The organism is Neisseria perflava, from assembly GCF_019334725.1.
Classification (GTDB): Bacteria; Pseudomonadota; Gammaproteobacteria; order Burkholderiales; family Neisseriaceae; genus Neisseria; species Neisseria subflava_A.
The window spans coordinates 185,973-210,567 of the sequence record NZ_CP079818.1; the positions used below are offsets into that span (position 1 = coordinate 185,973).

General features: G+C 46.5%; 15 protein-coding genes and 1 pseudogene. 1 reads left to right on the plus strand and 15 read right to left on the minus strand.

Features of this window, described 5'->3' with window-relative positions; genetic code table 11:
- Positions 1 to 108: 108 nt before the first annotated feature.
- The gene (locus tag LPB400_RS00970; RefSeq protein WP_107769507.1) at positions 109 to 345 is read right to left on the minus strand and encodes a YrhB domain-containing protein; all 237 of its coding nucleotides are present in this window, start codon (positions 343 to 345) and stop codon (positions 109 to 111) included.
- A complete protein-coding gene (locus LPB400_RS10960) occupies positions 342 to 9,614 on the minus strand; it encodes a hemagglutinin repeat-containing protein (RefSeq protein WP_107792543.1) in 9,273 nt (3,090 codons plus the stop codon). Before LPB400_RS10960 ends, LPB400_RS00970 begins: the two co-directional genes overlap by 4 nt.
- Before the next feature lie 294 nt (positions 9,615 to 9,908).
- On the opposite strand from LPB400_RS10960, the pseudogene LPB400_RS00990 reads away from it, so the two are divergent.
- A pseudogene (locus tag LPB400_RS00990) lies at positions 9,909 to 10,915 on the plus strand (IS5 family transposase).
- A 280-nt stretch (positions 10,916 to 11,195) separates the two neighbouring features.
- Here LPB400_RS00990 and LPB400_RS00995 read toward each other — a convergent pair.
- The 13 genes from LPB400_RS00995 to virB9 form a co-directional block, all read right to left on the minus strand.
- Complete coding sequence (locus tag LPB400_RS00995; RefSeq protein ID WP_225905456.1) at positions 11,196 to 11,411, minus strand: hypothetical protein; 216 nt, start codon at positions 11,409 to 11,411, stop codon at positions 11,196 to 11,198.
- A 2-nt stretch (positions 11,412 to 11,413) separates the two neighbouring features.
- Positions 11,414 to 12,040, minus strand: a complete 627-nt coding sequence (locus tag LPB400_RS01000; RefSeq protein WP_107769511.1) for a recombinase family protein — start codon at positions 12,038 to 12,040, stop codon at positions 11,414 to 11,416.
- Between the two features lie 8 nt (positions 12,041 to 12,048).
- Positions 12,049 to 12,723, minus strand: a complete 675-nt coding sequence (locus LPB400_RS01005; RefSeq protein WP_049351092.1) for a Fic family protein — start codon at positions 12,721 to 12,723, stop codon at positions 12,049 to 12,051.
- A 239-nt stretch (positions 12,724 to 12,962) separates the two neighbouring features.
- Entirely contained in the window at positions 12,963 to 14,027 is a 1,065-nt protein-coding gene (locus LPB400_RS01010) for a relaxase/mobilization nuclease domain-containing protein (RefSeq protein WP_219089138.1), read from the minus strand.
- Between the two features lie 10 nt (positions 14,028 to 14,037).
- On the minus strand, positions 14,038 to 14,583 hold the full coding sequence (locus tag LPB400_RS01015; protein ID WP_225905455.1) for a plasmid mobilization protein: 546 nt from the start codon (positions 14,581 to 14,583) through the stop codon (positions 14,038 to 14,040).
- Positions 14,584 to 14,655: 72 nt separating this feature from the next.
- Positions 14,656 to 15,891: an ArdC family protein gene (locus LPB400_RS01020; protein WP_107769513.1), complete on the minus strand. Its 1,236-nt coding sequence runs from the start codon at positions 15,889 to 15,891 to the stop codon at positions 14,656 to 14,658.
- Between the two features lie 55 nt (positions 15,892 to 15,946).
- Positions 15,947 to 16,153, minus strand: a complete 207-nt coding sequence (locus LPB400_RS01025; RefSeq protein ID WP_219089140.1) for a hypothetical protein — start codon at positions 16,151 to 16,153, stop codon at positions 15,947 to 15,949.
- A gap of 81 nt (positions 16,154 to 16,234) precedes the next feature.
- Entirely contained in the window at positions 16,235 to 18,733 is a 2,499-nt protein-coding gene (locus LPB400_RS01030) for an LPD7 domain-containing protein (protein ID WP_219089142.1), read from the minus strand.
- Positions 18,734 to 18,796: 63 nt separating this feature from the next.
- Positions 18,797 to 20,809, minus strand: a complete 2,013-nt coding sequence (locus LPB400_RS01035) for a type IV secretory system conjugative DNA transfer family protein (RefSeq protein WP_219089145.1) — start codon at positions 20,807 to 20,809, stop codon at positions 18,797 to 18,799.
- A 70-nt stretch (positions 20,810 to 20,879) separates the two neighbouring features.
- Positions 20,880 to 21,248, minus strand: a complete 369-nt coding sequence (locus LPB400_RS01040; RefSeq protein WP_049323733.1) for a single-stranded DNA-binding protein — start codon at positions 21,246 to 21,248, stop codon at positions 20,880 to 20,882.
- A 9-nt stretch (positions 21,249 to 21,257) separates the two neighbouring features.
- A complete protein-coding gene (locus LPB400_RS01045) occupies positions 21,258 to 22,385 on the minus strand; it encodes an ATPase, T2SS/T4P/T4SS family (RefSeq protein ID WP_107792541.1) in 1,128 nt (375 codons plus the stop codon).
- Positions 22,386 to 22,439: 54 nt separating this feature from the next.
- The gene (gene virB10, locus LPB400_RS01050; protein ID WP_107769518.1) at positions 22,440 to 23,762 is read right to left on the minus strand and encodes a type IV secretion system protein VirB10; all 1,323 of its coding nucleotides are present in this window, start codon (positions 23,760 to 23,762) and stop codon (positions 22,440 to 22,442) included.
- Positions 23,759 to 24,592 (minus strand): P-type conjugative transfer protein VirB9, encoded by an 834-nt coding sequence (gene virB9, locus LPB400_RS01055; RefSeq protein ID WP_065425730.1) that lies wholly within the window; start codon positions 24,590 to 24,592, stop codon positions 23,759 to 23,761. Before virB9 ends, virB10 begins: the two co-directional genes overlap by 4 nt.
- Positions 24,593 to 24,595: the final 3 nt, after the last annotated feature.

The following is a 24,595-nucleotide window of genomic DNA, read 5'->3' on the forward strand; positions in this document are numbered from 1 at the left end:
GTTTGCGAAAATGTCCTATTGGATCATATATTTTACTTTTTATAAATTTATTTCTATTCTATATAGTTTTAAGTTTAGTGGGATACGGATTTAGCTAATGGGCTAAAATCAACGAATAGAAGGAATTCCTCCATTTTTAGAAACAAATATAGGCCAATTTCCAATAATAGATTTATTTATATCCATTGTTTCTAAATATTCTTTTGACTGATATGGGAAAAACCATCCATCATCATTTTCTCGTACATGAGATTCAACTATTAACAATGAAATTCCCATTTCTTGCTCTATTTGACTTAAAAAAGATACTGCGATTTTCTTTGCTTCTTGATAATTAATTATCATGGCAATACTCCAAATTGAAAATGTTTGAAGGTAGTAAAATTAACTTCCCCTCCTTTTTGTATTTGCCCATCAATATAATTTACTTTACCTTTTTGGACAACTGCATTCCAGACATGCCCAGTTACACCATCAGTTCCGTAAATAACTGCTCTAGTACCATTTCCTTTCGATATAAGTGAATTTTCGATCTGACTTTTTGAAACCCAACCACTTAATTTTGTTCCGTACATTTTTTCTAATTGATTAAATGGAACAGGTGTGGATCTAGGTAAAGCACTTGTTTTATTTCCAGTTTTTAATATATTATCAACTGCAAACACACAATTAGTGCAATTCTGCATAGAGCCGGTAGGGTTAACTCCTTTTGCTGAACCTGCAGGGTTGTTTGCATCCGTGCGTTTAAAATTTTCCAATGTCTGCCTTCTTGGTTGTATAACAGACACAGGCTTAGCCTTAGGCATACCGGCTCCTGATTTACCCACACTGAACAAATCTATAGAAAACTGAACATATTCCGCAGCCTGCTCCGACAACCCCAACTGCTTCAAGGTCTGGACCGTAATCGTCGGTCGTTGCTCGCTGGCTTTTTTTCCGAAGTTTTTCGTTCCTGTAATGACATGATCGTAGGAAGACGTTACACCAACCAAAGCGGCGGCACAGCCTAAGCCGAAAGTCTCGGCACAAGATCCGCCTCCGGCTACGCCTGAAAGAACAACCCCCAAACTGCCCGAAACGATTTCAGCCCCAGGTGAGATGTAGCGGTGCAGGATACTTTTGTCCTCCCTATCCAGCTTTTCGTACTCAGCCTTCAAATAAGAGGCTACTAAATCAGGATGTTTATTTAGGTAATATAAGGATTCTTTTTTCAAGTCCTTAAATCGGCTGTCAAAGCGTTGGTCTTGGGTAAATTCGATAATGCGTCCTATATTTTGACGACATTCGGTAATTCTTCCTTTGGAACTGCATTCATTCTCGGCTTGCTCTTTTATAACGGAATAAATTTTACGGGCTGTCTGTTCATCCTTCTTTAAGGCTTCCGATGTCAGATAGAGGTTGTTTTCCACCGCATTCTGCCCGACCGCCCCTCCGGTTTGCGCGTCTACCGGCGTGCCGCCCACGGCCGCTCCCGTCAGCGATGCAATCACCCCGCTCTTCGATTTGATTTCCTCTTTGATATGTTCCGGCAGTAGATTGGCATTGAACTCGCCTGTTTGCGGATCGATTGCGGTTTTACCGTCGTTATACCGTTGAGCAAGATGTTCCGCTGCCTTTTCAGCTGCAACTGCAGCCGCGCCGCCGGCAGCAGAATTACCACCGTTGACGCGGGCGATAGTTGCACCTAAAAGGAAATGTCCGATTGCCTGAGCGGTTTCATTTTTGTTTTCACCGTGTCCAAATGTCCTACCTATTGCTTCGGAAGCATAGGGCGCAGCGGCATTGACTGCGCTTTGTAACCCGCTTTGGCCACCAAGTAGACCGGTCGCGAGGGTGGTGCCGGCGTTAAGGGCGCGGCGGTGTTTACCTCCTACCCCCCAATTTTGGGCTTCGGCATCGGCTTTGCGATAGGTTTCTGAGTAGTTGATTAGAATTTTTTGCCGTTCGGTTTCGTCCAGTTTGGCGTAGGCTTCATAGCTGCCGTCATTTTGGGCTTTCAGACGGCCTTCAAACTCCGCTTCGGCTTTGGCTTTATTTTCTGCAGCGGTTTTTTGGCGGTTGCTGCTGAAAGTGTGCGTAGCAGATACTATATCGGAAGTTGCTTTAGCCACAATCTGTTGTTTTTCGGTAATCTTGGCTAAATCGGGCAGAGCCGCAACAGCACGGTGTGCGTTGCTGCTGTCACTGTTGATACCCAGTTCTTGCGTAGTGGTTTCTTTGCCGCCGATGTTCAGACGGCCTTCGCTCAGGGTAGCATAGGTGGTGCTGTTGTCGCCACCTTCTTCATATTGCGGCAAGCCGGGGTTGAAGTCGGTACCATTTTTGCCTGCAGAGCGTGCAAATGCTTTACCTAAGTTTGTTTGACGGAAGTCGGCGTTGTCGGGGTTTTTAGAGGGGCTGTCGCTACCGTAACTGCCGCTCAAACTGACATTGGATGCACTATAACTGCTTTGGTTTTGAATATTTTCAAAAGTAAGACGTTTGGCAGTTAATTCATTTTGCTCCTTCGGCGCAGTAGAGGTAACGGCTCCGCCTTTTAGGTGGACGCTGTCGGCCTGGATGTGGTAGCCGCCTTCTCCTGCAAAAAGTCCGGATTGGATGGCCGCACTGTCACTGCTGCCCGAAGCTTTGCTTTGGTTGAAGTTGCCCGAAGCCTCCCAGGCGGTGCCGAAGGAAACTTGTACACGTACGCCGGCGCCGGTTTGTTTGTTGTCCTGTTCGGTATGGTCTTGAACACTTTCGATGTTCAGACGGCCTTTTACATCGGCATCAATGCGGCGGGCAGTGGCTGTAGCCCCTTTGAGAGTGGTATCACCTTTGCTTGCCAATTCGATTTTATTAGCTTGGAGGGTCGTGTGATCGTGTGTTTGGGCAAGATAATGGTTTTTACCTTTGCTGCCACCCACTTCGCCGTAAACATAAACACCGGTTTGCGCGCCTACGGAGACGCCTACACCCACTGATGCACCAAGGCTGCTATTTTTTCCATCGGCGGATTGGGAAGATTGGCCAGACTCGAGTATCAAATCCTTGGCTGAATCTAAGCGGAGGGTTTCAGCCGCTTGGGCTTGGGTGTTTTGAAGGTGGATGTTGCCTTCGGTCGAACGGATATTGAGGTTACCACCGGCATTCAAAACATTGGCTTGGCTTTGGTTTTGGCTTTGGTCTTGGCTGCTGTTGGCAGTTTTAAAGCCGAAACCTACTTCTGCTTTGGCTAATGCGCCGCCGCTGGTAGCGGTATTGTAGGCAGAATAAGCTTGTGCACCTGCAGCCAGTGTTTGCAGCGCCTGCGTGCGGTCGTCTGCTTTACTCTTCACCGCGCCTTCGGCAGCGTTTACCAGGTCGATCAGTGGAGAAGATACCTTGGCAAAGGTACCAATTTTAACGTCGCGCTCGGATTGGTGGCTGTTGCTCCGATTGTGTTCAGCCAGAATCTCAACGCTTTTTGCTGTAATATTGATGTCTTTGGCGGCCACCACATTGGCAACCTGTTGGGTATAGTTGCCACCAGCCTGCATATTGACGTTGCCGCCCAAGCTCCCAACTTGGGATTTAATCTGTTCAACTTGATCACTGTTACTATCTTTTCGGTTTTTCATCCATCCAGCAAAGTGTTCAGTATCGGAAATTACCGCAGTGCCGATGCCGCTGGTGATTTGACGTTCTGATTGGGTTTGATTGTTTTGGCTGGAACGGATATTGATATTGCGGCCGGCAGACAAGGTAACATCATCTTCCGCGGCAATGCTGCTACCGAAGATATTGATATCCGCTTTTTTCGCTTGCAATGTGGCGATGCCACCCGCGGACAATTGTGTGCCGGTAGCTTTATCGAGATTGCCTTGTGCATTGCTACGGTCATTAAACGTCCCCGCCGGAATCAATTCTCGGTTATCTATGCTGAAACCGCTGCGCTTACGGGAACCGTGTTGATCGGCGGTGTTGCGGGCAACATCCAACGTTATACTTTCTGTTGCCGAAAGCAGGATATCGCGTTCGGCAGTCAGTTTTGTCCCTTCACTTCTGATACTACCGCCGTCGGCAACAATGTTTAGGTTGCCTTGCGCAGAAACGGCCGTTACCACTGCTTGCGTATCTTCTTGATGACGATTTTCCGTAGTTTTTTGGCGACCACCGTTGATGACGATAGGAGTAAAAGCTGCTGTGGATGCCTTTGCTCCGGCATCAGCACGTTGCAAGGTCTTACCCACTATACTATTGCTGTAGCCACTGCCTTGCATATTGCGTTTGTAATTAGCTTTGGCAGCATCAATGGGATTCAGGGTTATGCCCATGGATAGACCTGATTGTTTTTGTTCGATATGGTTGTTGTTATTTGTTTCCGTGTATCCTGCATTTAAAGCAACATCACGTCCCTGTAGGTGCATATCGCCACCTGATGCCAGTATCGCAGCTTTGGTGTTTAGGGTTCGTTCGGCAATAACAACGGTATCACCTTGTTTACTACCGACTTGGGAGGTTGTCAGGGTGGTTGCAGTTTGGTCTTGGTTGGATTTTGTGGAAGCTTTAGTGTATCCGACACTTAAAACACCGTCGCGGAAGCCTCCGCTCAGACCCGATTTTTTATATTCGTGTGTTTCAGCATCAAAATGGCGATTGGAAGCTGCTTCTAGCTGGATGTCCCTACTTGCTTTTAAGACAGTGCCATTATCAGAAATAAGGTTGCTGCCGCGTACATTGATATCCTGCCCGGCTGCAACGATAATTTTGCCGCCGCCGATGTTGCTGCCGACTGCTTCATCATGACTAAAGCGGTAGCGGTCGTGTGTTTTGGTACTGGAAAGGATGCCTTTGCTTTTCCCGCTTACAGCGGCGTCCAATTCGGTTATTTGGCGTCCTTCGCTGATATTGACATCACGTCCCGCGGCAAGGACGGTTTTGCCCTCTTCGGTCTCCAGTTCACCTTGACGGATTTTTAAGTCGTTGCCGGCTCTAAGCATTGCGCCGTTTTGCGTGCGGATACTGCTGCCGACTTCGGCACTTTGGCGGACATGACGATGATTTTTGTCATCTAATGTACCATAGGCTTCGCGATGTTCGGTACGGATGGTGCCGAGATTGAGATTATTACCAGCGGTAATTTGGGTGGTGCCGCCTTTAACTTGGTTAGAGATGGTGGCTGCATTAAGGTTGATATCGTTGTCGGCATGCAGGGATAGGATGCCGTCTGAAGCTCTGTTATCTACTTGCTCAGTATAGCTTCCGACCACGTTAATGCCGGCCATACGATCAATGGCGGTATTGCCGTTACGTTCATTATCGGAAGTTTGGGTTGTACCGTTAAGGTTGATATTTTGCGCTTGGGCAGTCAGCAGTCTGCCTGCTTGTACCTGCCCGCCGTCGATATTGATACTTTTTTCAGCTTTTAAGCCGATTTGGTCGGCCTGAATATTGCCGTTGCTGTTAATATTCCGTGCTTGGATGAGTACGGCCTGCCGCCCCGCAATGGTACCGCTATTAGTCAGGTTTCCGTTTTGCAGTTTAAGTAAGACTTGTTCGGCACTAATCAGGCCGCCGGAGGTATTGAGATCACCTTTGCGTGCCAGGGCATAGACTTTGGGGGCGAGTACGGTTTGAGTCGAACCGTCAGACAGGGTGACGGTTTGATTTTCCATCCAAACGATATCTGAAGTTAAGCGGGCAACTTGCTCTGCACTCAAGGCGATACCCGGGGTAAGGCCGAATGTTTTGGCAACAGTAAGGCCGTTGTCCATCAGAGCTTTGAATTGTTCTTCATCACTGCTGTAGCCATCAAGTCGGCGGTAGCCTGTTAACTGGTGGATTTGTTCATTAACAAGTTTTTGTTCGTAGTAGCCGTCGCCTAGCCGTTTGTGTAGATAATTGGGGTCCAATTGCAGTTGTTTCAACATGTAGTCGCTGCCCAACCAGCGGCGGTAGTCTGTAAATTGAGGATCGGTTTCAACCAACCAGCCTTTATTGTCAGGATGGGTGGTGTAGAGGCTGCTGTTCGGCAGAGTAACAGTAGCGTTATTTAATGAGACCACATTACCGGTATGGATGCGCTGCCCATTGACGGCTGCTGTGGATGCTCCGTCAATCAGTTTGGCTGCAGATGCTGCGGGTTGAAAGGAAGGGGAGGCAGCATTCTGTTGGATGACAGATGCAGGCGTGTCGAAGTCGTGGGTAAATAGTTGGGTATCATGGTAAGGAGTGTGGTTTCTTTCGGTACGGCGTTGTCTTTTTCTGCCACTGTACCATCCTTTTTTTGTAACTGAATCCCACTGTGTGCCGACAGCATCTGTGCGCCCCTTGCCTGTTGTACTTTGATTGGTGATTTCTTTCTGGTTTAAATCATCAGTGATAATACGCCCGCCTACTATAATTTGACTGTCTTTGTTCAGCCAGTCTTGGCCTGAAACAGTCAAATTACCACCCACAGTAATGTGTGCCGGTCGATTTTCGATGATGCGTTCTTTATAAGTCTCGATGTGATAGTCTCGGACATGCCATTGGTTGGCCTCAATACGAGAACCATTTTTTAAATGGAACGTAGCAGTAGTTTGGTCTTTTTGTCCTTGCGAGTTATCGAATAAACCGTCTTTTCCTGCCTGATAGTAGGTATTTTGCCCCAGTACGGTGTAATCGCGGACTTGCTTTTCTGCTTTGGCTAAGTATGTTTCTGTTTTAAAGTGATTATTGATATTCTGCATATTCCTAACGGACATCAATGCATCACCTTGTACTTCCAAACTGGCACTGCCATTAACAAAGGTATCAGCCATGCCTGCCACATGATGTTGTTCATCCAGTCGATTACCGATAGCAAAAATACCTTCGCTGGATAGTAGGGCTCCCTCTTGGTTATGAATCTCTTTCGCTCCGATATCCAAACGTTTCCTTGCAGCTATTGCACCCGCTTTGGTGCTGCCTTCTGTCGTTTCTTCTCGGTTAAGCAGTTTTTGCGCGTCCAGAGCAATATGGTTACCATAGATTTTGCCTGTCCCGGTGTTGTTCAAGGTTTGACCTGCACCGATGTGGGTCAAACCGTTGCTGTTGATCAAACCCCTGTTGTCTACATGCTGTTCGGATGTGATGTTCGTTTGTTCTCCGGCAATAATTTTGCCTGTAACTTGGTTATCTATATTGCCGGCATTGAGTTTGAGCGTATGACCTGCTTGTAGGGTATGGGTATTTTTCAGACGGCCTTTTGTGCTTAGATTTAATTGGTTGCCTGCAGTGAGATCGCGGTCTATGACGAAATCATCCCTCAAGGCGATATCCAGCTTGTTACCAGCTGTTAATGTGCCATTATTGGCCAGTGATTTAGCTTGTAGCGATACATTACCGGCAGATTGAATCGTGCCGTCCGCATTGTTTAACGCCAAAGTGTTTTGATTTTTATCGTGAATAGACAACTGCCGGTTGGTGGCAATTTCACCATGTTGGTTGTATAGGCCGTCTGAAACAGCTAATTGTGCTTGGTTCGCAGATAGGAGTTTGCCGTTTTGGTTGTCTACATTTCGACTATTGATAGTCAGTTGTTCGGTAGCAGTAATATGGCCGCTTTGGTTAGTCAGTTGCTGACTTTGGATGCTAACCGTTTCAGCCTCTATACGTCCGTGCGTATTATCTAGAGTCTGACCTTTGGTATTCAGTTGTGCAACAGAAACTTTTCCTGTATTGCGAAGATTGTTATTGGCAGTGACGGTTCCACTATCGGCAAGAATGTTACCTGCGTTATGTAAACTGGCGGTATCAAGCTGTAAATGTGCAGCTTGAATATTGCCTTTTTTATCATTGCTCAAGCGGCCCGAATGAATGAGTGTCAGATTGTTAGCGGTAATTTCTCCCGCATTATGCAGTTCACGGTTGTCAATCTTGCCGGTTTGAGTTAATAAGTGACCGCTGTTTTTAGCAGTTTGAGCACTAACAGCCAGATCGTGTGCCTGGAGTTTGCCTTTTGCCGTATTGTTAAATGAATCGCCTGATACTTGTAGTTTAGCCGCATTCAGACTGCCCGAATTTTCCAAACTGTTTTTGGCGGCAATGTCGATTTGTCCACCTGCATTGATTGATCCTGCATTATCAAGTGCTCCCGTTGTTTGAATGCGTCCTCTGGCGTAGGCTTTTGCAGATGCTGTAGGTGAAACGGGATTGTTTGAACCAGGCTTAGATGCCGAGACAGTGCTGCTACCTGAACCTGTTGCAGTACTCGGAATCTGTGGTATGACTGATGGATTGGGATTCAAACCGGTCTGTGGAACGTCGCTCACACCAATCTTGCCACTGTTATCGAATTTGCCAGCAGATACCAAATCCAATGCTTGTGAACCTGTTTGAATAATATTACCCGTGTTATCCAAACTACCTGTTGACATATCTAAGCGGGCAGCCTGGATCGTACCGTTGTTTTGGTTTTTCAGACGGCCTAAATTACGGACAGTCAATTCACCTGAGGATAAGACCGTACCTGAATTGTCCAGCGTCTGGCTGTGAATATTGGTATCATTCTGTGAGGCAATCGTACCGCTATTACGGACATTGCGGGCATGAAGTGAAACCGCATGGTTTTCTCCCGTCGCCGCAATCGTACCCGTGTTGACCAGTTTACCTTCAGCATTCACTGCCACATTGCCGGCTGAGGCAAACAATTGCCCCTGATTGCGCACGGATGCATCACGATCAGTGCTGATCAAGGTGATCTTACCGGCATACATACCACCCAATGTCCCTGTATCGATGGCATACAGTGAGTTGGCAGAATTTGTATTCGCAGCAGGGGAGTGTGAAGACTGGATAGAGCCATCAGCTGAGACATCATTTTGCCCTGCCAACACACGCACATCTTTACCCCACACAGGCGCATCAATCTTAACCGCGCGGCTCAATATCTGCGTGTAATCGGTATCGCGGGCATCCAAACCGTGTCCGGCGATTACAACATTGCCTTGCCTTATCTTAAAGCCACTAAGGTCTCCTGCTTGATATTGCGGTTGGCCTGTAGTTAGAGTGGCACGGGAAGCATTGATAAATCCCCCTCCGTTCACTTGAATTCCCGCAGGGTTTGCCACCACCACTTCGGCACGTCTACCACCCACCTCAATATATCCACCCAACAAAGAGGGATTAGCTGAATTGACTTGATTCACAATAACACGGGCCTCACCACCTGCAAGCCAGGGGTTTCCCTGTATCCAGCCACCCAGCTGTGTTTGCACGTTCCGACGGCTGTTGTTCAAAATGGCACCACGGTTGTCAACATTGAAATGGGTGTATTGGTTAACTGAAACCCCTGCGGCAGTAGGGGTTTGGATATTGGCCTGCGGGATGCCGTTGCCGGTTTGCATGATGGTAGGCTGTTGCTGTGCAGGTGCGGATTTGTCAGCAGCGATGCCTTGGGCATTGGCAGAGGGAGAAGTCAGAATAAGGGCAGAGCCGAGGAGTAATGAAAGGGAGAATGAGATAACAGAGATAGAATGGATAAAACCTGTAAAGCCCGCAATATCATTTGGCGAAATACCTGCAGCTTGGGTGTCGGCTGTGTTTTTGCCCTCGCGTTTGGCATTTTCAGCAACAGCTATCATGCAGTTTCGATGTTTATTAAAGACGACTTTGTACAGGGTACGATTCATAGTAAATGCTTTCTCGGTAATATTCCTTACAAATATCCATTCTAACTTGAATTAACTTTGTATGTATAGAAAATTTATTTGGGATTGGAAAGGATTAGCTATGAATGTCACAACATTCGGCAAGTTATCTAACAATTTGGTAGTGGTTGTCGTCATTATTGTAACTATGCTTGAAATACGAGGCTTTGCTCCGCGTTCTTTCCTTGCTCTCACTATGCCTTTTTATACTTTGAGACCTTTGCAAAATTCCCCAAAATCCCCTAAATTCCTACTAAGACATTTAGGGGATTTTCCATGAGTACCTTCTTCCAGCAAACCGCCCAAGCCATGATTGCCAAACACATCGACCGCTTCCCACTATTGAAATTGGATCAAGTGATTGATTGGCAACCGATCGAACAGTACCTGAACCGTCAAAGAACCCGTTACCTTAGAGACCACCGCGGCCGTCCCGCCTATCCCCTGTTGTCCATGTTTAAAGCCGTCCTGCTCGGCCAATGGCACAGCCTCTCCGATCCCGAGCTCGAACACAGCCTCATCACCCGCATCGATTTCAACCTGTTTTGCCGTTTTGACGAACTGAGTATCCCCGATTACAGCACCTTATGCCGCTACCGCAACCGGCGGCGCAAGACGACACCCTGTCCGAATTGCTGGAACTGATCAACCGTCAACTGACCGAAAAAAAACTAAAAGTAGAGAAAGCATCCGCCGCCGTCATTGACGCCACCATTTTTCAGACCGCCGGCAGCAAACAGCGTCAGGCTATAGAAGTTGATGAGGAGGGACAAGTCAGTGGACAAACCACACCTAGTAAAGACAAAGATGCCCGTTGGACAAAGAAAAACGGCCTCTACAAACTTGGTTACAAACAACATACCCGCACCGATGAGGAAGGCTATATCGAGAAACTGCACATCACTCCCGCCAATACCCATGAGTGCAAACACCTGTCGCCTTTGTTGGAAGGACTGCCCAAAGGTACGACCGTCTATGCCGACAAAGGCTATGACAGTGAGGAAAACCGGCAACATCTGAAAGAGCATCGGCTGCAGGACGGCATTATGCGCAAAGCACACCGTAATCGTCCGCTGTCGGAAGCGCAAACCAAACGTAACCGATATTTGTCGAAGACCCGTTATGTGGTCGAACAAAGCTTCGGTACACTGCACCGTAAATTCCGCTATGCCCGGGCAGCCTATTTCGGTCTGCTCAAAGTAAGTGCGCAAAGCCATCTGAAGGCGATGTGTTTGAACCTGTTGAAAGCGGCTAACAGGCTAAATGTGCCTGTTGTTGCTTAAAAGGCGGCCCGGATGCCTGATTAATCAGGTATCCAAGGGGAATTAAGGGGATATTTGGGTAGAATCAGTGGATATTTGAAACAAAAACAGCCGAAAACCTGTGTTTGGATTTCGGCTGTCTGGGGGAAAAGGAATTTTGCAAAGGTCTCAGGTAATAAATTAGCAACCGAGCTTGCAGTACATGAATCGTCAATGAACCTGTTACTTCCGAGACTACTCCCCTATTTACAATATTAAAGCTGTACTGTTCAGCTAATAGATAACTACCTTCCTTATCTAACTAGACAGAATACTTTTGATAAATCTGATTGCACTCACTCACTACTTTGTCAAAATCAATATCTTCAGGTTCTGAAGCATACAGTTCCCGGCGTAAGGCGACCAAACGACTTTGTTCAGGTGTACGGCCTTCGCTTCGTGGTGTTTTTCGAGCAATCATGGCCAAAACTGAAGCCACACGTTCAATCAAAGCGTCTTTCTGCATTAAAGTAGCCATTTTTATTCCTTTTCTGAAATTAGGGATTGTTTATGTTGTCGCATTACCAGTTTCACCAAGGATACGCTACATCCGGCCAACTTGGCTGTTTCTTGAAGAGTATGATGTGAGCGCAGACTGATAATCAATTTATGTTTTTGAGTATCTGCCTGACGACCTTTGAATCGCCCTTTTTTTTTTGCTTCAGCAATTCCGGCTGCTTGGCGTTTCTTACGTTGTTCGTAGTCATCTCTAGCCATTTGTAGGGCAATTTTAAGCAGCATGGTTTGTATGCTGTCTAAGACGATTTTGGCAATATCGGAGTCAGTCTGTATTTGACTCAGGTCGATAATGCCGGGAATGGCGAGAAATGCCCCTTTTTCACGGATACGGTTTACCAGCTTTTCTGCTTCAGCCAGTGGCAGACGAGTGATACGGTCAATATGCTCGGCGATGATCACGTCGCCTTCTTGCAAATCGGCAATCAATTTGTTCAATACAGGTCTGTCGGCACGAACGCCCGAAGCCTTTTCCTTATAAACCCCCGCAATGTAGTAACCTTCTGTCTTAGCTTTCTCAATTAAGGCGTTTTGCCGCTCAAGATTTTGTTCTTCAGTGCTGACACGTTGGTAGATTCTTGCTGCTTTCATGTTCAGCCTCAATAGTCGATACCAAAAATACAATTTTGGTACAAATAAGTAGCAACGTCAGTATCATCTCCGGAACGGTAGAAATCCGAAAGTTTTGTGTTGAACTCGGGCATTTGCAGTTCTGAAATTTCTAAAATACCGCAGCCTTTTTCGATCAACATTGCATTGGCAAACAGCGTGGCCGTTCGTTTGTTACCGTCCCAAAAGATTTGCTGACGCATAAAGGCCAACATGGAGCGGATAGCCGTTTCAGTGGTTGAATTACTTCTGTTTTCAATTTGTCCCAACAGGTTCTGTACGTCAACTTCCGACATTGCGGGCGGTGTGTGTCGAGACCCATCAACCAGGGTAACGCCGACTGTACCAGTACGGAAATCTCCGGGAGCCAATGAGTCTTCCTGGGCAACAATACTGTTGATTTTTTTTAGTAGTGGTATATCAACGGGAAGGCCGTCTGAAATATGGCGCATTACATATTGGTAAGCACGTTTCAGATTTAAGATAGTCTGAATATCACCCAATGATGCCGAAGCAACATTTTGCCCATTGATAATCTGTTCTGTCTGCAACAAAGTTGTCTGACAGTTTTCAAACCGGCTTAGATTGTGGATTTGGGCAACCAATACCTTTTTGGCCAAAAAGATATTTTCTTTCAGGCTGAGATTATATTTATCTGGAAACACTGTTGCTCCTTATACGAACAAAGGTGGTTAATTTGGGTATGCTCTAATTATCTATTAAATAAATACTTTTAAGTTTGGCTAATTTAAAATAATCAGGACTTAAATTGTCTATAACCAAATTATCTATTCTATTTGTCTAGTAGGCAAACTGATTTACATAGCCTGACAAAATATAAAAACAAAAAAGCCCGGCGGCCGTACAGACATCTGTACGGCCGCCGGGCTTTTGCATTGCTTGTTTAACGAGTAGGTTCGTTGTCTTGTTCTATACCTGTTTGTTTGGAGATATGCGGTTCTTGCTGTACTTGAGGGCTGACCTTTTGATCGTATTCCCGTTGTGCTTTAGTGCTTAGAGGTTGCCCAATCATATCCTTAGCCAATCTACTGATAAGCCTGGCTTCATTTTTGTGTCCCATCTTATACAGTTCTTTGGCTATAAGACCATATTCAGCCAATATGTAACCGCGTGTCTGCATGACCTTCTGAATGTAGGGATGTGTTGGACGTTCCAGGTTTTTGATTGCTTGGTTTAATTCTTCCAGCCGTTGCTTTTCGATGCGGGGTGTTGCACCGCGTTCTTTCATAGCTCGCACTATGCCATTTTCAGCTTTGAGGATTTTTCCCCGGTGTTGTCGTTTAGTAGCCGCACACTTCACATCTTCCTCCCGGAGTTTTTCAGCAAATCGGACGCGCCATTCAAAAAGATCATTTTTACGCGGATTAAGCCGTTGCCCGTAGGTATCTCTCATCAATACACACAAATGTACATGGGGATGCTCGGGTTCGCCTTCTTTTTCGGATTCGTGATGTAAAGCGAAGAGATATTGATGGTCGGCAAACTGCTCGGCGGCAAAATTTCGGGCAGCATTCAATACTGCCTGTGGAGGTGTTCCGGCAGGCATGGATAGGACGATATTGAGGGCTTCCCGGTGTTTGCCTCTTTCGGGGATATTGAGTTCCTGCCAATCTTCTAGTTGCGATTTGACGGCTTTTTTACCGTTTAATTTTTCACCGGAGTGATTTTCGACAGTAATTTTACCGTTGCGTGAAATGTAGTCCAAATGGTTGCGTATGCCCTGCATACCATTGGAGTTTCGACTTAGCCTTTTAGGGATTTTAACCATGACTTCGGGGTGTTTTTTAGCCGCCGCCGTCAGGTTGGCCAATCCGCTACCGGATTTGAGGGGTACTCTGGATTTTGCCCGGTGATTGGATTTTGAGATGGGGATGCAGGAATCTTTTGCACGGACGGAGCGGGTTTTGAAACCCAAAAACCAATCGTCTATTTTACGGTACAGGGACATAGCTTTACTCCTATTCGGATAGGCGTTTGCGGTTGGTTCGTAATACGTCACTTACCCTTTGGGTATGTTGCCTGATGAATTGTGATAGGGCATTTATCTGTTCTGATGTAAGCGAAACACCTTCGCCCATATTGAGCTGTCGGGCAATTTGGTTTAGATTGCGGCCGATACTGACAAGCTGGTAATTAGATTGATGCAAGATTTCGACTTCGGTCGTAGAGAGCATGGGATGTTTACGAACATGTGATTGAACTATATCGCGCACAATATCGTTGACACTGCATTTATGCTGTTCTGCGGCTGCTTCAAGGTAAGCCCGGTCTTTTTCCGGCAGGCGGACGGTAATACGTTTACTGCCTTTCGGTGGAGGAAGACTGACCAGGGCAGGTTCTTCCGGTACCTCCAACCTGGCTTTCAAAAGTTTTTTGGCCAACAAGGAAACACTTGCTTTACCGTATTCTTTTTCAGCCAACTTACGCAATGCTTCCAGTTCGGATTCGTCTAATCCAAAGACACGGAGGACTTGACGTTTGTCATTGTCGGTAGTTTTATTCACTCATCCATCCTTTATAAAAAGAAAAACCCGACAGGTACAAACCTGTCGGGTTTTCAAATGTTCTTTATGCAGCTATCTCCCATAAAACATTTCCTGTTGTGGGGGGGATTGTTCAAGTTCGTTTTTGACGCTCATATGCTCATACTGACTTTGGTAAAAATGAAAACGTACTTGCGCCTGTGTATGCTCCGGTAAGCCTTTAATTAATTTTTCCATGCCTTCTTCTAAGTGGCGATATTTTTTCTGATCATTGGCACTAATTTCCGAAAATCTGTCTTCGTAACGTTCTTTTGCCGCCTGTACGCGTTCTTCCAAAGTCTGATTGCCTGGTTCTACAAATTTCTCATTTTCAGACGGCCTTGTTGTATTTGTAGCCTGGTCAATGGATTGATTCTGCTCCCGATCTATTTCTATCTGCTTTTCAAAAGAAAAAATAAATTCTTTGATTTTTGCCGCGTCTTGAGAGGCTTTCAGAATTTCCATAGGTTCTTCCGTCAATACCTTTACCCAATCGCCAACATATCCGGCGTGTCTGTCAGGATTATGCGGTAATCCCAGCTCACGACTCATCATCATCGAAGAAATTTCGGCACGAAGTTCTTCCCGGGCATAAGATGAATCACCGAAGCGACCGCCCATATCTCGATTAAGCCGGTCGGCATGCCCTGTCCAATGCCCAAGTTCATGCAGAGCAACAGCGTAATATTCTCCCTGCCCAAAAAAACGTTCTTTAGGGGGCAGTACTATAAAATCCCGGGTTCGGTTGTAATACGCATCATTGCCTCGATGATGGATAACCGCGCCCGAAGCCTTGAGAAGTTTTTCTGCACGGTCGTGGTCAATCCATACAGGCGGTGCCTTTTCCCATGCCGGTAAACCATCTATCTGTTCGGCATTAAAAACGGTAAAACTTTTGAAATAAGGGTTCTCCAACTGGATTCTTTCTTTAACGGGTTCTCCATTTTCGTCTCGAATAATTTTTCCTTTTTCATCTTTTTGGATCTTCTCGGTATGGGTAATCAGCCTTACTAACCCAGTTCCACGCTCCCCTTTGCGGACTTGTGCATTCACACTCTGAGCCTGTTTGTAAGTCATCCAGCGCGGATCACTGTAACCTTGAATCATCAAATTTAGACGGTTCATACCGCTATATTCAGTACCTGATACGGGGTTGAAAGGAAAATCTCTACCCATATCAGGCTGCCAGGGCAATTGAAATGGAGCTGTACCCTGCTTAAGTCGCTCGATCAGTTCTTTGGCAATTTTTTCTGCATATTCTTCTTGATGGCTTTTTTTGCGCTCAGTCATTTTTTATCTCCTCCAAACAGAAAAAAGCCCTGCCATTTCCGGCAGGGCTTACTGTTTATTTCCAACTACTTAAATCTAAAAGCCGTTTGGCCTCCGGTGGAGACTCCGGGTTATCCAAATAAGCTTTCATGGCTTCATAAGACTGGCAGGCGGTCAGATAAGCCTCCTGTTCTTCATGACTTAGATTGAAAAATACCTCTTGCTCTTTAGAAGTGAGTAGGGTATTCCAATCTTCCTGCAAAATATCGGCATACTCTTCCATCTTTCCTCCTTATCTTGTAATTTCCGGATCCTGCCCTCTTTCAGGACTGTATTGCTCCCGGCCTTTTGCCATCTGCTGCTCTTATGTCGGACTTGGAATCTGAATCGGATCGGGCAATTCCAGCTTCGTTCCGTGCATATTTTGGGCGGTATGCTCGTAGTAGTTTCGCAGGGCTTTTGTGCGTACATCACCTTCCAGCCCGCGTATTGAATCCATCACACCGCGTTCATACATTGCCAGTTTCTTTTGATTGGGCTTACTCAACTTTTGTGCTTTCTGCATATAATGATCTTTCGCCGCAACAAAGCCTGTATTCAACGCAGCAGCCTTCATATCATCAGTCTGATGCACGACTTCGGCGGGAACTTCTTCCCGACCAATGGAATGAACCGGTACGTCAATATCGGTATCAGCTCGAGGAGAAGCATTGATTGTTCTGTCGGAAGGCAGTGTGCTTTGCGCTTTCAGTCGATCAGCGGCAGACAGCATGGCAGCATCGGGCTGGGTATGAATGCGCTCTTCACGTTCAACCTCAGGTTTAAGCTGTTCCTGCTCCTGTGTAGGCTTCCCCGTTTCGCTTTGAGAGTTACCCTGTTCTGTTCGTTTGTGAGGCTCTTGTCTTGGCTGTTCCTTCTCTACTTCCGGTTGTCGTCTTTCCTGCTCACGCACCATCTCCGGTGTAATGCCGTTTTGCGCGTAACGTTCCCGCAACGCTTCCACTCGCTGCAAATCAGCGGCAGTCGGATTGTAGCCACTGGTACGGATACCCTGGGCGGCGGCTTCAATAAACATTGCCTGACGGAAATCTTTACTGCCCGACAACTTGATGCTGTCCCAACCTTTGGCTTTGACAACTTCCAACATATCCTTGACTGTTTGCGGATCAGAAAGGGCTGTTTTTAACTCCTTGCCTTTATCTTCAAACAGCACTGTTTTGTGGTCTGAAACGGAATAGAATTTGCCGCCTACGCTGTGGTAACGCGTTTTGATGTTGTCAGGGATACGATATTGCAAGTCTAAAACGACCTTGCGGGCGTTTGGTTCAGTTTCAGACGGCCTATCGCACTTTGGGGCGGTAAATTCCGATTCGGAGCGGGTAGAAGTCTGTCCTTTTTTGTTCTTTTCCTGAATAAACTCATCTTTTAGGGGTGCTTCCCATCCTTGCTCCATTTTATAAAACGTTACGCGTTGTCCATCATGTGTTATACCTTCATAGAATTTAAGCGTACCTTCTTTATCCAAGTCTTGTTGAATTTCTTCGGGTGTTTTGCGTAGATACATGATGTCGGTTGTTGCATCATGCAACTCGTAATGTTTAAAGTCAGACTCACGGTAAACCGTTTCATTGACTGTTTGGGTTCGACCCTCGTATTCAATACTGTTGGTTGTATTAGAAGAGGTCGTCTGAATGTTGTCTTTGTTTTCAGGATTCATGGGGTTCTCCAAGTTTTCAGGTTCAGTACGGCTATTGTTGGCTTTCTCAGCCCTTTCGCTCCATTCTTCCAATTCGTCGGCGATTGCCTGTTCTTGGCTGTTGTCGGGGTTCAAGACGAGATTGACACCTTCTGCAAAGGACTGGCGAACGGCTTCGAGTCCAGCCAGTTTGTGTAGGTCGTTGAAGTCGCTCGGTAAAGGGGGACGCCCTTTTTCATCAACGCCTTTGCCTTTCTGATATTGCTGTATCAGTGTCATAGAAAACTCTGGTTGGATTGCCATGGCGCGGTCGCCTAACAAGGCGGCTGCCTGCCGTGCTTTTTTGATACCGGTTTGCGAAGCATCGTTATCGACCGCAATCACAACAGGGACGTTTTGAGGCAGTTTTTGTGCCAAACGTTCGGCAACGGTAACCATGTTGCCTGCATCAAAAGCAATGATGACGGGCTTGCCCGTGGCTTCGTAGATGCTTGCCGCCGTAGCATAACCTTCCGCCATGACGACACCGACTTTTTCCACATCCTCAGACTTACCGATAAAGGCATATGCTCCCTGAACCTGACCGCCTGCCAAGAAGCGTTTGCCACCATCTTGGTTGATGGATTGCAGATTGACGATTTCATTTTCGTACAGAACGGGGATAATCAGATTGTCGTTGTCCTTATATTCGTTTTGACGCAGACCGGCGATGGCATCCGGGTTGGTAATACCTTTGGCAGCAAGATAGGGATGGCTCAACGAAGCGGGGCGGCTACTATTCCAAATCTTTTGTGCCGTGCCTTTCACCCTCTGTTGCGTCTGCTGCCGCTCCTGTTCCGCCGCCTGCCGCCTTGCCTCAAATTCCGCTTTGCGCCGCGCCTGTTCTTCCACGCTTGGTGGCGTGTAGGGCTTGGCAGGCTGCCAACCGTTCTGCCGCGCCAGCTTCCACACCGTTCCGATACTGAAGCTGCCCGGTTTAAGGCTTTTCCACGTTGATTTGGCGGCACGGTTGTCATAGTTGTCAGCGCGTTGTGACCATTCGTCCCAAAGGTCGTAACCGTTTTCGCCCAGCTCGTCTTTAACGGCCGCGCCAACCTGCCACCAAGTATCGCGATCATGTGAGTCGATATAACTCAAGGCACTGCGGATGTCGTCAATGTCGCTCATATTTCCACTTCCTTATAGAAAAAATAAAAAATAAGGCGGTCTGCATTTCACAGACCGCTTCTCTTATGCTCCGGCTTGGACGTTATCACCTATGAACTGCTTGATAAATGGCAGTGAGTCTTCACCCCAATTTTCCAAAAGTACAGGCATCAGTTCATTGATATATTCCGGCGGGCTATCCGGCGGAATAATCGAGGATAGGATTGCACCGGCGATTTCTTCTGAGTTTGAAGCATCCTTCCAATGGAAACTATCCATCTCATCGGGGGAAACGAATGCTGCTTTAGATACAGTGATGGGTGATCTAACATCGGTATGAATATCTAAAACCGGGATCTCCGGCAATGCCCAATTTGCCCGTTTAGCGAATACGGGGTCGGTGTAGTATACGATTTTCTTGGCATAGATCGGACGGCTGTTACCCAAGCTGATGATACAGTCGCTTTTCGGCATCATCTTCAACTCGTCCGGATTCATCACTGCTCGGCGTTGATCACTGGTACTTGTGCTTCGACTTCCCCCTTTCCCTACTGACCGTGATGTAGATTTGGCTTTGTAAGTCTCGTAACCGATAAGTTTACTGTATTCATCAGCATCGCTTTGTTCTCGCGGTGGATAGACAATTTGACAGCCAAAGTTGGTGAAAAATGTGCGTGTTGCATCACGTCCATATAGATCAGTTACCTGAGATGGAGTTTGTATAATCAGCAGAAGACGCAGACCGTAACCGGCGATATACGAGACACCGTGCTGAATGGCTGGAATTACACCCAAGGCGGTAAATTCGTCCATCAATAGGCAACATTGGTATTTCAGCGCATCGGAATTGTTGGACGGCAAACCCTGCTCGACGTTTACTGTAATCAGTTGGCTGAAAAAAAGGTTCGTTAGTCGTGAAAATACGGCTGTTTCAGTCGGAACGATACCGATATAAACCGTCATCCTTTTTTTGCGTACTTCATCCAAGTAAAAATCGTCGCCACTTGTTGCCGCTTCGACTACCGGGTCAATGAATATGCCCAAAGGCGCAATCAGTGTTGCCAAAATGTCTGCGCCCGTTTTGGCGTTACCGTTGGCAAAGCCCATCAGTAGGCTGCGGCAGTTTTGGCTCAACTGTGTATGAGGCTGTTGTTCGCGCAATGTCATTTCATCTTTAATCCACTCTGCCAACGTTCTACCATCCGATGGTGTCGTCAAACGGAACAGGTTGGCCAACGTGGTTTTGTTTTCAGGTAAGGATAAGTCGCGCTCCGATTCCGTCTCAACCATGTAGAGCAACAGACCAGCAAACAGGTTTTGTGCAGATTCCTGGAAAAAGGTCGCACTGCCATTATCTTTAGACGGCTTTGGGTACATGATGGAAGCGATGTTTTTCACATCTTTGTAGGTATAGACGGGATTTCTGCGAATATAGGTACAAGGATTCCAACGGTGTGAAACCAAAGGCGCGTTCGGATTGCGTTCGTGTTCCGGCATACGTCCGCCTGGATTAAACAAAAATACATCCTGCCCATGAGAAGACCGATAGCCACCTGAAATCAGGAAGTTTTCCAGTTTAGGATCAAATACGACCATGCTGTCCCGGTAGTGAAGACAGTTTGGAATCACAATACCTACGCCTTTTCCTGACCGGGTAGGTGCAGCTAAATATAAAAATTCGTTACCTGACCAACGCAAATAATCGTTACCATATTTTCCAATCAGTAAATCCGGTTCTTCATCACCCGTAAATTTCTTTTTCAAAAGACCATGCTTCGTGATTTCCATACGATTAGCAAAGCGCGCCGATCCATGCAGTTCACGTTTTGGTTTCATCAGCATTGCTGCACAAATTATCACGGCAACTACAATTGGAATCAGAAGAGCAATAAAGACTGATACTTCAAAGGCCGTCTGAACACCAGGTCTCAACCGGTCGTAGTATTTCCAATAGTGGTACAACATACTAACGGATGGCTCGCTTTTTAAATTCAACCATGCGGTCATTACGATACTACCTAGGTACATGCCACCAGCAAAACTTATTGGAACAGAAATGCCCAGCATAGCCAACAGCCCAATTAACTTGTTTTTCATTCTCTAATGCCCTATAAAAAAATATAGCCCGCTTAAAGCGGGCATACGATTACAGCTTGAACTCTAAAACTTACAGATATTCCAAACCGGACACAGTTTCGTTTTGGTTTTTGGTATGAATAATCTGTATTTCTCCAGCCATAATCTCATACACAGTCTTCTCAACACCGTGATGTTCGTAACGGCGTGATTGCAACTTACCTGCAACCCACAAACAATCACCTTTCTTCATGTAGCGACAAACTGTTTCTGCCTGTTTGCCGTACAACACAACATTAAACCATTCGATTCGTTCACGTTGCTCGTTACTGGCTTTATCACGCCATTTTTCTGTATAGGCGAGTGAAATACTGCTTACAGGCGTTTGATTGGGCAGATAACGCAATTCCGGGTCTTTTCCCAAATTACCCATTACTTCAATACGGTTTAGGTATGGCATATTTCTTCCTTAAACTCGGCCACGCATGGCATAAAATTTTTCAACCGGGTCAAAATACAGTTCGGTCATATGAGTCTTTTCAAAATAGGCAACAACATCAATACTGGATTTAACCGAGTTGAGGATATAGTCGTAATCCATTGTCCGGCCGGTTGCCGATTCTTTCGCCAGTTGGGCGATTCGGTAATGGACGCTCCGTGCATCATTAGCATGGACGGACATTAGGCCGCCCGGGTGGCCTGTATTTAAGAGCGAGATATAATCCCAAGCCTCGTCGCCACGCAGCTCAGTCAGGAAAACACGGTCGGGTTTTAAACGCATACAGGCGGCAATCAGCATTTTTGCCGTGATGTGCCCCTTGTAGAACAGATGGGCGTGGTTGGGATGTTTGGGCAAATCCAGTTCGTGTGTGTCCTCCAGTGTGATGATGCGGGTTTCTGGCGGAACAAGGTCGGATAGGGCTTTGGTAAACGTCGTCTTGCCGGAGCCGGTGCCGCCTACCATACATATGTTAAGTTTGTGTTTGATGGCTAAAGCAAAAAAGGCATTCATATTGCGGTTTGCCTTGTGTTCCAGCATCTCATATTGCCAGGGCTGGAGCTGCACATCGTTCGGCAGCTTCATCTTGTCAGAAATATCCCGATAAAATTTGCTGTCCATCTCCATTTCGCCAAGATTGAGATCGTCTGAAACCCCATAGGCAGATACGTCGTGGAAGCGATTAACGCGTTCCGTATTGATATAGTCGTCCAACGAAAAGCGTGTCTGCGACGGTTTGCGGAAGGCATAGACGATGGTTTTGTCTTCGCAGGACGGCGGTATCATGATGTGGCCGCGTTCGCCGTCAGGCAGAGTAACGGAGTGGATAGGTTGCTCCATACTGATGTGTTTGCTGTTATAGGTACATAACGCGGTAGCAAGCTGAGTCAAAATTGGCAGTGTCAGCCGGTCGTCTTCAATTCGCTCAAAACCGGCCGAGGTTTCCAAAAAGACTTCGCGTTCGCGGTTAATCAGTACTTCGGTTACGCCTTCCCGGTTGAGATAGTCGTCCAAACCTGTTTTGGCCATCAAGTTGCGGACAACCGCATCTGAATGGATAGATGCCTGCCCGTGAAAAGTTGTCGGGTTTTGTGTCATTTGGAATTAGGCTTTCATAAAAAAACCTGCCCCCGGAGGGGCAGGCCGTCTGAATCAGTATCCGTAAGGATTAACCAACTCATATACTTTGCTGAAATCAACATCCCGGGCAACCATGATGTTAATCAGTGAGCCCTGATTAATCGTACCGGTTGGCGGAATATTGATACTGTTTTTCAAGGCTTCGGTTGCCATCTGTTGCGCGGCCTCGCTCGTATTTTCATACGAGATGTGATTATTATTGCCCGAAGTTCGATTTTGGCGATTACCAACAGCATCACCAATATCACCAATCAAGCTAATCATAATAGAACCGCCGAAACGTTTCCAAAAATGGTATTTAACATAAGCAGCATGACCACTTTCACCCAAAGCCCCTGCACCTGGACTCGCTAGTGGCACTTTTACGCCAGTCGGCGTTTCCAGCTCATTCCATAACACGAAGACTCGTGCTTGTCCTTGCAACAAGGCGGAAGTTTGTTCACCGATGATTTTACTGCCACGTTCGATCAGAAGGGTTTGTCCATTAGCGGAATATACATCTTTCGATACGATACACCGAGTAAATCCAGGCTGGGTTGTTACGATCTTGGTATCCAATCCGCAAGGGATATTCGTTCCTTTGGCCAGCAGATATGTCAAATCTCCACGTTGTTGTGCTTGGGCTGAAGCCGTTACAGTCGCATTCAGTCGCAAACCAAAACTGCCCCCACCTCCCTGTGTAGCACCACCTCCATCCTCACCCCCAAAGAAACTTGGAGGGCTACCTGTATTCAGTTGTGCGCTACTTTCAGATGAAGTGCTGCCCAAGTCAGAGATACTACTATCGAACTTAACTAAAACATTACCACTCATTTTGCGGTCTTTAGGGGTTTGAGAAGGCGTAGTTTCAGATGGTGTGGCTTGAACAGTGCTATCGTAGGGTACTTGCTCCACCGTTTGAACAGTGGGTTGAACTGCACCCGTTTGGACTTGTGAAGCCACTTCCGGTTGAGGCTCGGAAGCACCCTCATCCGGAACGGGATCTGAAGCGGCTTGTTGATCCATCAGAGCAATTTCCGCTTTATCCTGGGCAAAGTTTTTACTCCCTGTTACTTCAGGAGCAGAAGCAATCTTTGGTTGAGAATCTTCCGCTTCTTCATCCCCACCTGTCATCCCGATCAGTCCCGATACGATGACACCTACCGCAAGAATGCCTACTCCTGCTAAAGCGACCTTACGCATATTATTAGGTGTAGCAGTATTTAGATTCAGTGGTATGCCGGGTTCGATTTTATCGTTCTGAACAGATTGGGATAGGGCTTCAGGCTTTGTAAAATCACCGTTTTCTACGGTATTAGGCTTAGTTTTTCGTTTGAATTTGTCGAAGAATTTCATCTGCCTTCCTTCTCTCTACTAATACGGACAAAATCATGATTGCCGGTGCCGGTTCGATTAAACGTGCCTTGTTCATCGAAGCTACGATTTTCCAAACCAAGCACAGATTTTCCGAGGCGCAAAACAAAATGTTTTGCAGTTTCATGGATTACCACGGTATCGCCCTCCACATGGCTGTTAAGCAACATTTCTGTACCGTCAGCCATAACTTTGTAAATCAGTGGCAGTTCTCGACCGTTATCAAAGCTGAAATAAGTAAAGCGGCCATTATCGTAGGCCGCTGTCGGTGCTAGTGCTTTATTGCCCTTACCCCAATAGTTGTAATTGTGCTGAACACTGGATCGATGCCTTGTTCCTTTGATTTTTTCCAAAGCCTTAGCCTGTTTCTGAGCTTCGGCACGCGCTTTATATTCCGCAGTATCAGGATAGACAAATCGAAGTAAATAAGTCGGCTTTTGAACATATTTGCCATTTTTCTTGCCGGTTAGCGACAAATCGAAGGCATATGTTCGTTTTTTGTTAGTTGTAATCAACATATTTGTGGCTGGAGCGGAAGCAACCGGCTTCATATAGAGATTGTTACCTCGAACTGCCAAATTCCAGGCTTCTGTATCACCCATACCCAAGCCGCTTGTATCACCAGTCAGCAATTCACCATCTTCAAGTTGGATTAAAACAGCTTCTCCAATACGAGCATGAACATGAATAACATCATCGGGATTGTACACAACGGTTTGGATGCGGCCGTCTTTAGCCGACCCTTTGGGAACAGATACCGCTCCGGATACAGCAGGTAAAAGTCCCATCAGCAGTAATGCTGTCAGTTTCATTTT

Bases quoted from the DNA above. Each gene is read 5' to 3' on its own strand.
- LPB400_RS01010 (WP_219089138.1), bottom strand. From the start codon at position 14,027: ATGTCCCTGTACCGTAAAATAGACGATTGGTTTTTGGGTTTCAAAACC.
- LPB400_RS10960 (WP_107792543.1), bottom strand. From the start codon at position 9,614: ATGAATCGTACCCTGTACAAAGTCGTCTTTAATAAACATCGAAACTGC.
- LPB400_RS01040 (WP_049323733.1), bottom strand. From the start codon at position 21,248: ATGCCATACCTAAACCGTATTGAAGTAATGGGTAATTTGGGAAAAGAC.
- LPB400_RS01045 (WP_107792541.1), bottom strand. From the start codon at position 22,385: ATGACACAAAACCCGACAACTTTTCACGGGCAGGCATCTATCCATTCA.
- virB10 (WP_107769518.1), bottom strand. From the start codon at position 23,762: ATGAAATTCTTCGACAAATTCAAACGAAAAACTAAGCCTAATACCGTA.
- LPB400_RS01035 (WP_219089145.1), bottom strand. From the start codon at position 20,809: ATGAAAAACAAGTTAATTGGGCTGTTGGCTATGCTGGGCATTTCTGTT.
- virB9 (WP_065425730.1), bottom strand. From the start codon at position 24,592: ATGAAACTGACAGCATTACTGCTGATGGGACTTTTACCTGCTGTATCC.
- LPB400_RS01025 (WP_219089140.1), bottom strand. From the start codon at position 16,153: ATGGAAGAGTATGCCGATATTTTGCAGGAAGATTGGAATACCCTACTC.
- LPB400_RS00995 (WP_225905456.1), bottom strand. From the start codon at position 11,411: ATGGCTACTTTAATGCAGAAAGACGCTTTGATTGAACGTGTGGCTTCA.
- LPB400_RS01030 (WP_219089142.1), bottom strand. From the start codon at position 18,733: ATGAGCGACATTGACGACATCCGCAGTGCCTTGAGTTATATCGACTCA.
- LPB400_RS01020 (WP_107769513.1), bottom strand. From the start codon at position 15,891: ATGACTGAGCGCAAAAAAAGCCATCAAGAAGAATATGCAGAAAAAATT.
- LPB400_RS00970 (WP_107769507.1), bottom strand. From the start codon at position 345: ATGATAATTAATTATCAAGAAGCAAAGAAAATCGCAGTATCTTTTTTA.
- LPB400_RS01000 (WP_107769511.1), bottom strand. From the start codon at position 12,040: ATGAAAGCAGCAAGAATCTACCAACGTGTCAGCACTGAAGAACAAAAT.